Origin of the sequence: Marivirga aurantiaca (assembly GCF_016679925.1) — a bacterium.
GTDB classification, from domain to species: Bacteria; Bacteroidota; Bacteroidia; order Cytophagales; family Cyclobacteriaceae; genus Marivirga; species Marivirga aurantiaca.
Map to the genome: position 1 here is coordinate 106113 of NZ_JAEQBW010000009.1, position 12544 is coordinate 118656.

Sequence of the window (12544 nt, forward strand, 5' to 3'; positions counted from 1 at the left end):
ATATTTTTACAAATGGATCACTTCATCATAAGCAGCTGCTGCCGCTTCCATGATAGCTTCACTCATTGTTGGATGTGGGTGTACTGTTTTAATCAATTCATGCCCGGTAGTTTCCAATTTCCTGATGGCCACAATCTCAGCAATCATTTCGGTTACATTAGCGCCAATCATATGAGCACCTAACAGTTCTCCATATTTAGCATCAAAAACCAGTTTCACGAAACCATCTTTGGCACCGGCAGCACTTGCCTTTCCTGATGCAGAGAATGGGAACTTACCAATTTTAATATCATAGCCTGCTTCTTTAGCAGCTTTTTCAGTATAACCTACTGAGGCAATTTCAGGACTGCAATAAGTACATCCGGGGATATTGCCGTAATCCAATGGTTGAGGGTTCTCTCCTGCAATCTTTTCCACACAGATAATTCCTTCGGCTGAAGCAACGTGGGCCAGCGCAGGTCCGTGAACGATGTCTCCAATGGCAAAAACACCCTCTACATTAGTTTTGTAGAAATCATCAACAATCACTTTTCCTTTTTCAGTGGCTACGCCAACATCTTCCAGCCCAATTCCTTCAAGATTTGTAGATACCCCAACTGCAGATAGAACAATTTCGCACTCCAAATGCTCCTCGCCTTTGGCTGTTTTCACAGTTACTTTACAGTTTTTACCTTTTGTATCCACTTCAGTTACCTGTGAACTGGTCATTATTTTAATACCCGCTTTTTTGAAATTTTTCTCCAAGGCTTTAGAAACCTCTTCATCTTCTACAGGAACCACTTTATCCAGAAACTCCACAATAGTCACATCAGTCCCAATGGAATTGTAGAAATAAGCAAATTCAACACCTATAGCTCCTGAGCCTACTATCACCATAGATTTTGGCTGTTTTTCCAGAGACATGGCTTTTCTGTACCCAATAATTTTTTTGTTATCTATTTTCAGGTTAGGCAATTCTTTTGACCTTCCGCCTGTGGCTAAAATGATGTTGTCAGCAGTATATTCCGTTTTCTTGCCATCATTATCCACTTCTACTTTCTTACCGGCTTTTAGTTTACCAAAGCCCATGATGACATCAATTTTATTCTTCTTCATCAGGAACTGAACACCTTTGCTCATGCCATTGGCTACTTCACGGCTTCGCTTGACCATTCCTGCAAAATCAACAGATGCATCCTTCACATCAATTCCGTAATCTTTTGCATGAGAGATGTATTCAAAAACATTGGCACTTTTTAATAATGCCTTTGTAGGGATACATCCCCAGTTAAGGCAAATACCACCCAAACTTTCTTTCTCCACTACTGCCACTTTTTTACCCAATTGAGCTGCTCTGATGGCTGCCACGTAACCTCCGGGGCCGGTACCAACAACAATAATATCATATTTCGAAGCCATATCTATATTTTTATTTTTATGAATACTGATTTTTCGTCTGCAAATTTAATGGATTTGCCCCTAGAAAAAAATTTTGGCTCCCTTAGGATTTACAATACTTCGCTCATGCCACATTTTAATGTTTTTATACGTTCTTCCGGCATTATAAATCACGAATAAGGAAATTAATAAAACAATACCGAATCGAAATAGGAAACCCTTCATTAATGAATAGGAAGATGCCAGGTTGACCAAAAGTAAAATAAACAGTGGTAAAATGGGTGCTAAGAATCTGTCTATACTATCTGCCTCAATAAGTGGCATAAACGAATACATCGTTAAATAAACCATCATTAAAATGGTTACCAATGAATGGCTTTTTTTCAAGATTAATATGGCTAATATTAAAACCATTGAGATGATTGCTATGAAATCAACTATACCAAGGAGTTGGGCAGGGAAAATAAAATGAAATAGCCTGATCAAAATATTTGATATATTGATAAAAAGACCGTTGAAAAAATTTATTTCTATTTCAGATGAAGGGTCTGAAGCTTTACTCATTATGGTGAGGTTCCAAATAAGGTTAGGCAATACAGCTATAAGAACTCCTCCGGCATTTAATAATAGCTTTTTGTAATTTTTGTTTCTTGAAAATTGGGTTAAAGCGTAAATGGATATCCCTGCCATGATAAAAATCCCCGCATTGCGTTGCAGGCACATGGCTGAAAAAACAAGGATCCATATAAGGTAAGAGAAGTTATTATGGTTCTTTTCCCATTTAGCATAAGTGTATAGCCCTCCATATAACAGCAGTGTAAAGAATATTTCAGTCCATAAAAATGTAGACATTAAGTAAGGGAACAGGCTAATACAGAAAATGAATAAAACGATTAAGGCGGTTTTATTGGATGAGCTTATTTGCTTGAGGAAAAGATAAATACAAAGCAGAGCTGCATTAAACAGGAGAATGTGAGCAAAATAATAGGCGTTTTCTGATGAAAACAGACTCAATAGCATGGGGAATAAGGGAGGCCAATAAATATAGCTTCCTCCATCATGACTTAAAAAAATACCTTCAGCCTGGAAACTTCTGGAAGCTGCCCAGTATTGAAATGAATCGGAGGTCCAGATTAAGCCTCCCCAGCTGCAATAGAGCAGTATGCTTGTGGCAAAAAGTAAACAGGCGCCCAATAAAATCAATTCAGTTCGTTTTGAAACAGAAGATGGCTTCAACATATTTATCTCAGGTAGCTTTTGAGCAGGATTAAATTCTAATTTGCTGATAAGTTTCTTAATTTGCATCTTAAATGTAATTTTAAGCCATTAATCGACTAAAAACCAAATATGACGAAATTATTAGAAGGAAAAACAGCATTAATTACCGGTGCTTCCAAAGGTATTGGAAAAGCCATTGCTCAAAAATATGCCCAACAAGGTGCTAATGTAGCATTCACTTATCTTTCGAGTGTAGAAAAAGGAGAGGCTCTTGAAAAGGAACTGGCCGCATTTGGGGGAAAAGTTAAAGGCTACCGTTCCGATGCTTCTGATTTTTCAGCTGCGGAAAAACTGATCAATGATGTGGTGGCTGATTTTGGCACATTGGATATTTTAATCAATAATGCAGGTATTACCAAAGACAATTTATTGATGCGCATGAGTGAGGAAATGTGGGACGATGTAATTAATGTGAACCTGAAATCATGCTTTAATACTGTGAAAGCAGCTACCCGTACTTTTATGAAGCAGAAAAGCGGATCCATTATCAATATGACATCCGTAGTGGGGATTAAGGGAAATGCAGGCCAGGCTAATTATGCAGCTTCCAAAGCCGGTATTATTGGATTCACCAAATCAGTTGCTTTGGAATTGGGCTCCAGGAACATACGCTCCAATGCTATTGCTCCCGGTTTCATTGAAACAGAAATGACGGATGCCCTGGACGAAAAAACAGTTCAAGGCTGGAGAGATGCTATTCCTTTAAAAAGAGGTGGCAAGCCGGAAGATGTGGCAGAGGCCTGTGTGTTTTTAGGTTCTGATATGTCGGCCTATGTTACAGGCCAGGTAATTCATGTCGATGGTGGAATGCTTACCTAATATAGAATGCCGTAATTGAAATCCCTGAATAATTTTAGGGATTTCAATTATACTAAATGGACTGGTATTCACTACCTTTGATTTCTCTGCGTTATCAGTAATGTTTAATCGATTCTATTTTTCAAAATAGGATTTCATCCTAGCTTTTAAAGTTTCTATGCTCAGTTCAGCATTATCTTCTTATTGGATTATTGTATGCCTCCTCATAGGACTTGCTTATGCCTATATATTATATGCTTTTGGTAAAAAGCCATGGCCCAGGAATTGGAATATTGCCTTGTTTGTTCTTCGTTTCCTTGGTGTTTCCTTAATAGCCTTTCTTTTTCTTGAACCATTTCTGAGTAACAGGACTTCTCAATCTGAAAAAGCCAACATCGTTTTTTTATGGGATGATTCACAATCGATCCAAAACAGTCTTCCCAATGAGAAAATCCAACAAACCTGGACGGAAGTGAACAGCATTGCCACAAAACTTCGGGATGAAAAAGAAGTAAATGTTGACATCATTAATTTAAAAGGAGAAAATCTTTTGGGGGTGGATTCGGTAAATCAGGTGACTCCTGTGAGTCCATTGGATCCCGGTCTTAAGCAAATCTCTAACCAATACGACAATGATCTAATTGCAGAAGTTGTATTGTTCTCAGATGGGATTTTTAACAGAGGAATTTCACCTGAATATTTTGCCTACCCATTTACTGTTAGTACTGTCGGAATAGGCGATACTATAGAAAAAAAAGATGTGGAGCTCAAGAATTTGCGCTATAACAAAGTATCCTATGAAGGTAACAAGTTTCCCGTTGTAGCAGAAATTGTACAAAATGGATGGGAGGGTGAAGAAACTACAGTGGGGATTTACAAAAACGGAAAACTTATTGAAGAACAAACCATCACTTTTGAATCTGGTTCTTCAGTAGAAGAAGTCACATTTCTAATGGAGGCGGATGAAAAAGGCTACCAATCTTATACTGTTCGTGCAAAACCATTTGAGGAGGAATTCAATAAAAGGAACAACCAACAAATGGCTTATGTGAATGTAGTGGAAGGGAAAAAGAAAATCCTTTTATTGGCACGAGCTCCTCATCCCGATGTAAAAGCACTCCAGCAGTCGATCTCTCAAAATGAGAACTATGAAATTCACCTTGTTGTAGCAGGCCTTGATGAATATAAAGAAGAAGAATATGACTTAGCGATATTGTTTCACCTTCCTGATAAAGCGAACTCTTTTCAGGCGGAAATACGGGAGTTGAGCAGACGGAATGTTCCTCTATGGGTAATTACCGGGCCTGGGATGGATATTGATCGTCATAATAGCTACAATAAATCCGTTCAACTTAAAGAATGGACAGATACAGATGAAGCCGGTGCTTATATCAATTCCAACTTCAATAAATTTGAGCTCACAAGCGGGCAGAAAAACCAACTTAACAAACTGCCACCTATAAATGTGCCTTTTGTTGATTACAAAGTAAACCCCAGGGCCGAAGTTTTGTTTTTCCGACAAATTGGAAATGTAAAAACAGATAAACCACTTTTTGTTTTTTATACCGATGATGAAACACGTCAGGCCACTTTATTGATAGAGGGCTTTTGGAAATGGAGGTTAGTGGAACATATGAATACGGGGAGTTTTGAATTTTTCGATGAATGGGTAATGAAATCTGTTCGTTACCTGACAGCCAATAATGAGAAGGATCAATTTAAATTATATACTGCAAAGGATGAGTTTACAGATACTGAACAAATTATTTTTCGGGTGGAGCAATACAATGAAGTTTATGACAGGATTTATGGTAATCGGGTAAACCTTATTTTAAAGAATGAAGCGGATAGTAGTTTTGAGTTCCAGTTCACCCCTGACCGAGTACAACCCGATTTTGAACTCAGGGCTTTGCCTTCTGGTATTTACAGATATACAGCTGTAACAGAAATCTCAGGTAAACGACATACCGCTTCCGGCCAATTTGTAGTGAGTAATTTTGCAATAGAGCAACAGAATTTGGTGGCCGATTTTGAATTATTGAAAAGAGTGGCTCATAAAAATGAGGGACAGTTCTTTTATGCGAATGAAACAGATTCTCTGTTGCAATATTTAACCAACAAAGAGTATCCTAAAATTGTAAGTGGTAAAATAGAAAAACAACCACTGACGGAAAATTATTGGCTTTATGGAATAGTCTTTTTGATATTGTTTCTGGAATGGTTTATGAGAAGATATTATGGTTCATACTAAATAAAAAACAATTATATATCCCTAATAATTACATATACTTAAAGTGAATAATTGGATTGTAAATTTATTTCTGATCCTGTAAAATATTATCTCTACTGATGTAGTTATCAAGTCTGGAAAGGAATTGAATTGCTTTCTGAAAAGCGTTTTTTCTTAAACATCCATAAATTTTTGCTAAAATGCCCAAATATTACACTAAAAATTAAACTAATGCTTCATAATATCTGGGGTAACCCATTGATATTGTGAAAAATATAATAATATTGTCACTTCGTTTTTTCAACAATCACAAATTATGCTCAAGAAAGGTATTACTCTCGTTCTCTCATTAGCTGTAATCTTATCCGTTTATTTATATTCTTATCAAAACCAAAGCATTCTCTCGGAGGCTGATTTGGAGGTTATTGATAGCGTTGAAACTGCAATAGTGATTCCTGAACCCACGGTTTTATATGGTATGGTGGTGGATTCATTCCAGATAGCTGAAAATTCAGTAAAAAGAAATGAAAGTATTTCAGATATTTTGTTAGCCTATAATGTGTCACATCAGGTTATTTTTCAGTTGGCCAACAAAGCCAAAAACATCTTTGATGTGAGGAAAATTGCCCCGAACAAAAAGTACACTATTATTTATCAGGATATTGACTCGCTACCTTCAGCCAAAGCGTTAGTTTACGAGCCTAATCCGGAAGAATATGTAGTTTTTAATTTGAGGGATTCAATCTCTGTGCACATGGAGAAACGACCTATAGAAATTCAGGAAAAATCATTAAGTGGTGTAATTACTTCTTCTTTATACAATGAAATAATCAGAAATGGCGGTACTCCTGAGCTGGTCGATTTGGTAGCTGATATGTATGGATGGCAAATTGATTTCACTAAGATATATCCGGGCGATAAATTTAAAATATTATATACTGAAAGAACAATTGAAGGACAGTCTGTAGGCATTGAGGAAATAATAGGAGCAGAATTAATTCATTATAACAGCCCTTTTCTTTCAATAGCATTTGATCAGGGTGATGGTACAGATTATTTTGATGAAGAGGGTAAAAGTTTGAGAAAGGCGTTCTTGCGTTATCCTGTGAAATTTACACGGATAAGTTCAAGGTATACTAAAAAACGATTTCATCCTGTTCAGAAGAGATATAAAGCCCACCTGGGAACAGACTATGCGGCTGCAACAGGTACTCCGATTTACGCTGCTGGCGATGGAGTAATCACTAAAGCAGCTTATGAAAAATACAATGGTAAAAATGTTAAAATCCGTCATAACGGGACGTATTCTACACAATATCTCCATATGTCCAGGATAGCATCAGGAATAAAATCCGGGAGTAAAGTGAAACAAGGACAATTAATAGGCTATGTGGGAAGCACAGGTCTTGCATCAGGCCCTCACCTTTGTTACAGGTTCTGGAAAAATGGCCAACAGGTGGATGCTTTAAAAGTTGATTTACCATCTTCAGAGCCGATTATGGAAGATTTTATGACTACCTACAACAGGTATAGGGATTTTGTGAGATCACAATTGGACTTAATAGAATATCCTGAAGAAACTAAAGAAGTTTTATTAGCAGGAGTTAAATAAAATTGTTTACTTTATTACTCGTTGATAACTGTAAATAATCTATTAAATGCCCTCTAAGTTTCTTGCTGTCAGTTTACTGATATTGTTATTTTGTACAAATATAAAAGGGCAAAAAGTCGGCTTGGTATTAAGTGGAGGAGGCGCTAAAGGGCTGGCACATATCGGTGTTTTAAAGGCCCTGGAAGAAAACAACATTCCTATTGATTATATAGTGGGTACTTCCATGGGAGGTATTATTGGAGGAATGTATGCCGCAGGCTTTACTCCTGACGAAATTGACTCCATAGCTACTAGTCCGGAATTTCTTAAGTGGGTAAATGGTGAAATACCGGATCAATATCAGGTTTACTATTTAGAATCAGATCCTGTTCCAAAATGGCTTGAAGTGAATTTAGGAGTAGACTCCACCTTTGACGCCCAATTTAATCCCAAGTTGGCCAATGATTTGGCCTTAAACTTTGCTCTTGCTGAAAATATGGCTGCCGCTAATCAGGTGGCAAATGCTGATTTTTCTCAACTTTTTGTGCCTTTTACTGCCATAGGGGCAGAATTGTTTACTCAAAAAACCGTTTTGTTAGATTCAGGTAATCTGGGGGCATCCATGAGGGCTACTATGTCGGTGCCATTTGTATATAGACCTATCAGAATTAATGGGCAATATATTTTTGATGGGGGCATCTATAATAATTTCCCTGTAGAACCAATGAAAGAATCATATAACCCGGATAAAATTATCGGGGTAAATGTATCTGCCAAGGTATATGAAACTTATCCTGCTCAAATGGATCAAAAACTTATTTCTTCTTCATTATTGTATATGATGATGGACAAGGCTGACCCGGGAAGCCTGGGAGAAGATAATTTTTATATAGAACCCAATCTGGAGGGCTTTTCCGGATTTAAATTCAAAGGATCACGAGAAATAATTGATAGTGGCTATGTATCCACTATGAAAGCAATGCCGGATATTTTAGCAGCAATAGAAAGAAGGTCTGATCCTTCTGTCCTGAAGGAATCCCGGTTGAAGTTTAAGAAAAAGCAAAAACCTTTAATTTTTTCCGGTATCTCTTTTGAAGGGTTTGAAAAAAAGCAAGAGGTATATATTAGAAAAGTATTGAGCCAGGAAACTACCTCTGAATTATCTATTGATAATATTAGGGCAAACTACTATCAGCTGGTGGCAGAACCTTATTTCTCCGACATCTTTCCTGAAATAAAGTTTGACTATAAAACCCAAAAGTATATTTTCTCATTGTATTCGGACAAAAACGAAAAGATCAGATTGCAATTAGGGGGAAATATTGCAACAGGTGGGTTAAGCAATATATTTTTCGGAGCAAAGCTGGATGTGCTTGGCAACTGGCTTTATAGCCATAATTTAAATGGAAGAATTGGGGAATTCTATAAATCTTTTCAATATAATTTACGCATTAATATCCCATCTGATTTTCCATTCTACCTGGAGCCTTATTTCATCTATAATAGTTGGAATTATCTGGGTATCAGTAGTTTTTTAACTGACAGGAATGTGACTGATATTGTTCAGTTTGATAGAAATTACGGTATAAATTTTGCCTTTCCGCTCAGACAGAAATTCAAAATCAATTTAAAGTCAAGTTTTTTGCAGAAGAACAGCAGGTACGGCAACTCCAATGGATTTCAATCTTCTGATACACTCGATGCTAACTTTTTCTATGGGCTACACCATGGAGTTTCCATAAAATACAATAACCTGAATGAAAGAGTATTTCCTACAAGAGGCAGGAATTATTTTGTGAATATTTCCCATAATTTAGGAAGTGAAGATTATACACCGGGATCTACCTCTGACCTGGTACAAATAACGGATAAGCATAGTTGGTTACAAATGGATGCTTATTATGAAAATTATTGGCCACTAAAAGTAGGGGAGTTTGGTGTGGTTGCCAATATGAAAGCCAGCACCATGGATCCTTTCCAGAATTTGAATGGGACCTTGTTAAACACTCCAGCTTATCATCCTACATTTGAAAGTGCGAGTTTGTTCCTTGCCAATTTCAGGTCCCCCTTCTTTTTGGCAGGAGGTATTAAATATCACCTCCATCTTTACAGAAACTTATCTTTTCGAACGGAATTACATGGCTTTAAACCTTTCTTCACATGGGAGGAAAATGAAGGTGTGGTGAATCGGAGCCGACTGTCGCCTGAGTACCACCTGGCTGCAATGGGTAGCTTTATATACAAAACACCAATAGGGCCCATCAGCCTTTCTGCTCATTACTATGATGATGAAAATCCATTCTTTGTTTTGTTAAACATTGGTTTTTTAATGTTTAATCAAAAGCCACTTGAATAACTCCTCACTATCTTATCTAAAAAAGTTAATTAATATCAGAATTATATCTTAGTTTTGTACATGATTTTGATTGAAAAAACTGAATTTACTTATTCAAGATAGGTTTTATGTTAAAACTATTTTTAATTTCCGTATTATTTTATTTATGTATTCTTCAAAGCCAGGCACAGCCTAACGCTAATTGGATAGTTTTGGAAGGTAAAGTAAGCAATAAAAACCTCGGAACACCTCTTTCAGCCACAATTATCTTAGAGAGCTTACCTTATGGGGCAGACAACCGGGTTTTCCAATCAGATGCAAATTCCGGTGAATTTTCTTTTAGGGTGGAGGATCAAAAACGCTATAAAGTTAAAGTTAAGGCAAAAGGTTACATTGAAATTTTAGAGGAAATTGTAATCCATTCTGATTTACAGCCGTTACATTTTGAAATGATCCCCAATGGTGGAGGAACCCTCTTAAGTTTGAATATTAATTTTGATCAGGCAAAAGCCAATATTTTAGAAGATTCCTATCATGAGCTTGATAAATTGGTGAAAATGTTAAATGATTACCCCGGAATGGAAATCCAGTTGGAGGGCCACACAGATTTCAGAGGAAGTGCCAATGCGAATTTGCGCTTAAGTGAAAGAAGAGTTCAATCTGTGAAGAAGTATTTAATTGAAGAAGGTATTTCTTCAAAGAGAATAAAAACCAAAGCTTTTGGAGGATCGGAACCTATAAGTAGGGAAAATACAGAAGAAGCTAAACTAATGAATAGAAGAGTACAAGCCCGAATCCTTAAAACGGAATGAACTGCATAAATTGAATAATATGAAAAAAACAATACTATCTATCTTAACAATTATTGTGATCCAATCTTTTAGTACATCCTTGATTGCACAAGATGTTCAGTGGGCAGACAAAGTGATTGATTATTCCTCTGAACTTGATGAGACCCAATTTTCAACAAAGCAATTATTGGGTAAGCCCAATGTATATCCCTGGGGCGAGGGAAGTCCAAATGCATGGACACCCAGCAGACCCGGCAAAGTGGAGTTTGTTAAAGTAGGTTTTAGTAATCCTAAACCTATTAGACAAATTGCCATTGCAGAATCTTATAATCCAAGTACGCTTTCCAGGATTTACTTCTATGATGAAAGTGGAAAAGAATATTTAATCATTGAAAGGGAGCCTGTAGTTATTAGTCAGCCGGGAAGGTTTTTAAGGTTGTTCACAGAACTAACCTCTTATAATGTAGCTGCAGTAAAGTTGGAATTTCAGGGAGATGCCGTTCCCGGTTATTACAGCATTGATGCCATTGGTATCACAGACTCGGAAACACCTATTGACCTGCAATTGGAATTGGTTCCCAATGTAAAAGAGGAACTGGAAGCTGAAAAATTGAGTGAAAAAGTGAATAGCCCTTATGAGGAACTTGGCCCCACTTTAAGTCCTAATGGAAAACAATTGTTTTTTGGAAGGAAATTTCATCCTGAGAATATGGGAGGAGTGGAAGATTATGAAGATATATGGGTGAGTGATCTGGATACGGTTACCAATGAATGGACATTGGCAAGGAATGTAGGTGCTCCATTAAATACTGCAGAGCCCAATTGGATAAGCTCCATTACGCCCGATGGGAATACTTTGGTTTTGCTGATAGGAAATGAGTATGATGAGAAGAAAAAAAAGCTGGTTTCAGGCGTTTCCCTCAGTTCCAAGAAGGGTGACAGCTGGTCAGAGCCAACTGCCTTAACCATAGACGACTTCTACAATATGTCGGAAAAAGCAAATTTCTATATGGCCAACAGTAGAAAAACAATGCTTATGTCCATCAAAAGAGATGATAGTTTTGGCGCCAGGGATTTGTATGTTAGCTTTATGCAGCGTGATGGCACCTGGACTGCCCCAATGAATCTCGGGGAAGATGTTAACACTGCTTCCCCGGAAACTTCCCCTTTTCTTGCATCCGATGATAAAACGTTGTTCTTCTCATCAGAAGGATATGTAGGATTTGGTAAAGGAGATATTTACATGAGCAGGAGGTTGGACGATACCTGGCAGAACTGGAGTGAGCCGCTTAACATGGGGCCTCAGGTAAATTCAGAGGGTGATGATTTATTTTTCACCATGCCTGTAGAAGGGAATTTTGCCTATTATACTAAAGAGGATTCTTTAGGGGATATGAATATTTATAGGTTACCTATGCCATTATTTTACGAAATTGATCCTGTTATAACAGTTTCAGGTAGGGTGATGGATGGCGAAACACAATCACCTTTGGCAGCTGTGGTTACCTATGAAACGCTGGAGGATGGAAAAGAAGTAGGGCGTGTGGAAACAGACCCCACTACCGGAGATTACCAAATTGCCTTGCCCGCTGGTAAAGAGTATCAGTACATCGTAAAAGTAGATGGGTACTTGCCAATGAGTGAAAATGTTGATTTGACCAATCAAAGGGAGTCAAAAAGCTTTACTAATGATATGATCATGGTTCCTGTGAAAGAAAAAGCAGAAATCTCGCTTAATAATGTGTTTTTTGACTTTGATAGCTATGCATTACTTTCTAAGAGTAAATCAGAATTGCAGCGTATGGTAGAAGTAATGGAAGAGAATGAAAACATTACAGTAAACATCATAGGCCATACTGATGATATTGGCCCTGAGGAATACAACCAAAGATTATCGGAAAATCGCGCTAAGTCTGTGGTGGATTTCCTTGTGGAAAATGGTGTAAGCAAGGAAAGGCTGAGTTTTAAAGGGATGGGTGAATCACAGGCGGCCGTGCCTAATACCTCTCAGGAAAATAGGGCTAAAAACAGGCGTGTAAACTTTAAGATTGATTAATAGAGCCTATTGGCAATTAGAATCCATATAAGACAAAGGAAGTTAAATCTTAAAGAGGAGCCAATGGGTTCCTCTTTTTTTGGCTCTC

At 37.4% G+C, this 12544-nt stretch carries 8 protein-coding genes; 6 read left to right on the forward strand and 2 right to left on the reverse strand.

Going from position 1 to position 12544, the window contains the following annotated elements; all coding sequences use genetic code 11:
• Positions 1 to 6 precede the first annotated feature (6 nt).
• Together lpdA and JKA74_RS16465 are read right to left on the reverse strand one after the other, a co-directional pair.
• The gene (lpdA, locus tag JKA74_RS16460; protein ID WP_201432325.1) at positions 7 to 1398 is read right to left on the reverse strand and encodes a dihydrolipoyl dehydrogenase; all 1392 of its coding nucleotides are present in this window, start codon (positions 1396 to 1398) and stop codon (positions 7 to 9) included.
• Between the two features lie 60 nt (positions 1399 to 1458).
• Positions 1459 to 2682 (reverse strand): glycosyltransferase family 39 protein, encoded by a 1224-nt coding sequence (locus JKA74_RS16465; RefSeq protein ID WP_201432326.1) that lies wholly within the window; start codon positions 2680 to 2682, stop codon positions 1459 to 1461.
• A 42-nt stretch (positions 2683 to 2724) separates the two neighbouring features.
• Here JKA74_RS16465 and fabG point away from each other — a divergent pair, with 42 nt between their 5' ends.
• The 6 genes from fabG (at position 2725) to JKA74_RS16495 (ending at position 12456) form a co-directional block, all read left to right on the forward strand.
• Positions 2725 to 3474, forward strand: a complete 750-nt coding sequence (gene fabG, locus JKA74_RS16470; RefSeq protein WP_201432328.1) for a 3-oxoacyl-[acyl-carrier-protein] reductase — start codon at positions 2725 to 2727, stop codon at positions 3472 to 3474.
• A 157-nt stretch (positions 3475 to 3631) separates the two neighbouring features.
• Positions 3632 to 5704 (forward strand): hypothetical protein, encoded by a 2073-nt coding sequence (locus JKA74_RS16475; RefSeq protein ID WP_201432329.1) that lies wholly within the window; start codon positions 3632 to 3634, stop codon positions 5702 to 5704.
• Positions 5705 to 5999: 295 nt separating this feature from the next.
• The gene (locus tag JKA74_RS16480) at positions 6000 to 7295 is read left to right on the forward strand and encodes a peptidoglycan DD-metalloendopeptidase family protein (protein ID WP_201432330.1); all 1296 of its coding nucleotides are present in this window, start codon (positions 6000 to 6002) and stop codon (positions 7293 to 7295) included.
• 46 nt (positions 7296 to 7341) lie between these two features.
• Positions 7342 to 9630, forward strand: a complete 2289-nt coding sequence (locus JKA74_RS16485; RefSeq protein WP_201432331.1) for a patatin-like phospholipase family protein — start codon at positions 7342 to 7344, stop codon at positions 9628 to 9630.
• 107 nt (positions 9631 to 9737) lie between these two features.
• On the forward strand, positions 9738 to 10421 hold the full coding sequence (locus JKA74_RS16490) for an OmpA family protein (protein ID WP_201432332.1): 684 nt from the start codon (positions 9738 to 9740) through the stop codon (positions 10419 to 10421).
• 19 nt (positions 10422 to 10440) lie between these two features.
• Positions 10441 to 12456 (forward strand): OmpA family protein, encoded by a 2016-nt coding sequence (locus JKA74_RS16495; RefSeq protein ID WP_201432333.1) that lies wholly within the window; start codon positions 10441 to 10443, stop codon positions 12454 to 12456.
• The last annotated feature ends 88 nt before the right edge of the window (positions 12457 to 12544 follow it).

Coding starts and splice junctions, on each gene's coding strand:
- lpdA (WP_201432325.1), bottom strand. CDS start 1,398: ATGGCTTCGAAATATGATATTATTGTTGTTGGTACCGGCCCCGGAGGT.
- JKA74_RS16465 (WP_201432326.1), bottom strand. CDS start 2,682: ATGCAAATTAAGAAACTTATCAGCAAATTAGAATTTAATCCTGCTCAA.
- fabG (WP_201432328.1), top strand. CDS start 2,725: ATGACGAAATTATTAGAAGGAAAAACAGCATTAATTACCGGTGCTTCC.
- JKA74_RS16475 (WP_201432329.1), top strand. CDS start 3,632: ATGCTCAGTTCAGCATTATCTTCTTATTGGATTATTGTATGCCTCCTC.
- JKA74_RS16480 (WP_201432330.1), top strand. CDS start 6,000: ATGCTCAAGAAAGGTATTACTCTCGTTCTCTCATTAGCTGTAATCTTA.
- JKA74_RS16485 (WP_201432331.1), top strand. CDS start 7,342: ATGCCCTCTAAGTTTCTTGCTGTCAGTTTACTGATATTGTTATTTTGT.
- JKA74_RS16490 (WP_201432332.1), top strand. CDS start 9,738: ATGTTAAAACTATTTTTAATTTCCGTATTATTTTATTTATGTATTCTT.
- JKA74_RS16495 (WP_201432333.1), top strand. CDS start 10,441: ATGAAAAAAACAATACTATCTATCTTAACAATTATTGTGATCCAATCT.